The 1,755-nt window shown below is 26.8% G+C and carries 2 protein-coding genes; both read right to left on the bottom strand.

What is annotated here, in order from left to right; all coding sequences use genetic code 11:
* Positions 1-223: 223 nt before the first annotated feature.
* A complete protein-coding gene (locus RV14_RS11575; protein WP_053765529.1) occupies positions 224-979 on the bottom strand; it encodes a restriction endonuclease in 756 nt (251 codons plus the stop codon).
* A gap of 25 nt (positions 980-1,004) precedes the next feature.
* Entirely contained in the window at positions 1,005-1,691 is a 687-nt protein-coding gene (locus RV14_RS11580; protein WP_071856389.1) for a hypothetical protein, read from the bottom strand.
* Positions 1,692-1,755: the final 64 nt, after the last annotated feature.

The following is a 1,755-nucleotide window of genomic DNA, read 5'->3' on the forward strand; positions in this document are numbered from 1 at the left end:
ATTTATGCCATTTATCTAGAAAAATGATCTACATAATCGCTATGATTTGTTTGTTGCACTTAAGTTAGAAGCTTAGTCGATTATACAAACACATGCCTTTTTTTGTGAAGATTGAACCATTCAAAATATAAAAAAAAGCCAGACTAATCATCTGACTTTCATCTTCCATATAAACAATTTTTAGTTAAACGACTCAATATAATTTTAATACTTATTATACAGTTCAAATTGTCTCCTCAAAAAAATCAAATATATTGAGTTTACTAAACGGATCATTAAATTCAAGTTTCCATTGTTCTACTGGATTATTTTCAAAAATTTTCTCGTATTGATCAATAGATTCTATAAATGTTTTCTTCAAATATTTAAATAATTCATCCATAGCATAGAAAGTAACTTCATTCACAGTAATACTTTCTTCATAAAATTTTTTTCTATTAAGGTTTCTAAATAGAAGATATGCACTAAAACATTTTTCAGTAACTTCCATGTATAATTTTTTTTTATGGTCTTCTAATTCTATATATGGAACATCCATTGGATCAGTATATACAGATAGTGGACTAGAAATTTTTACTAGTTTGGCCATTTGATTTGTCAGCCATTGTCTTTTTATTAAATCTATGAATCCAGTCCAGTCCTTAAGTAAAATATTGGAACAATACGCTGCTTCATAAGCTCCAGATTGGAATCCATTTTTAGAAATAATTATACCTAACATACTGCCAGAATCATGCGTAACGGTTCTAAATGCATGTATTTTTTCTTTTGGTATAGGACTATTCCAATACTTACATTCACAAATAAAACTCTTTATTAACTCTTTATTTGACTCTGCGTATACATCAACTTCAACATGTCCACGTACTGTCTTTATAGTTTTAGGGGTTTCAGCAATATAGCCAGCTTCATTGAGATATCTGCATACTTCATCCTGTAAGTTCCTCCAGTTTTTAGGTTCAGTAGTTGTTATTTTCATTTATATCCTCCAACAAATATATAGTTTATTTCTTTAAATTATATTTTTCTAAATCATTCAAATCTGTATCATAGAAAAAATCTAGATTATTTGGGTTACTACTATAGTTAATATTTTTTAAGTCTCTAAATATATTTGAACCATACAATTTTTCTTTAATATTTTCTCCTAAATCAGTGTATTCAATATAATAGAATAGTAGGATTTCTTCTATAATTGACATATCTGCACACAAATGTTCTATATAAACATTGAATTTTTTTGAATCTTCAACATTAGTATTTATAAACTGTACAATACTTGAAAAGATTTTATAATATTGACCTATCGTAGAGAAATTTCTATTAAAGGAATCGTTGATAGAAACTTTTATGTCTTCCGTATCGAGTAAATTTATATCATTACCTTTTACTTTTAATAAATATGAGAAAAATTCATTATATTTATAATTTATTTCTTCTACATAAGCTTCATCATTGAAACTAGATAAATAACCCAGACGTTCAAAAATATAATCGAAATTATCTGAAGTTAATTCTTTATCCTCTATAAGTTTTTTCGCTTCTTTTATTTTCTCGACACCCGCAACAATACGCTTAAAATCGTCAAACGTGTCAACATATTTTTGATCCCAATCAGAAGTATTATAATTAGGTTTTCGTTCATATTCTAAAAAAACTTTCTTGATCTCAGGATCATCTATATCTGTCATCATTGTATCTTTTATCTTACCTAATTCACAAATTAGTATGCATGTATCCTAATAAAGTGGACAC

Origin of the sequence: Enterococcus ratti, from assembly GCF_001886195.1 — a bacterium.
Lineage (GTDB): Bacteria > Bacillota > Bacilli > Lactobacillales > Enterococcaceae > Enterococcus_B > Enterococcus_B ratti.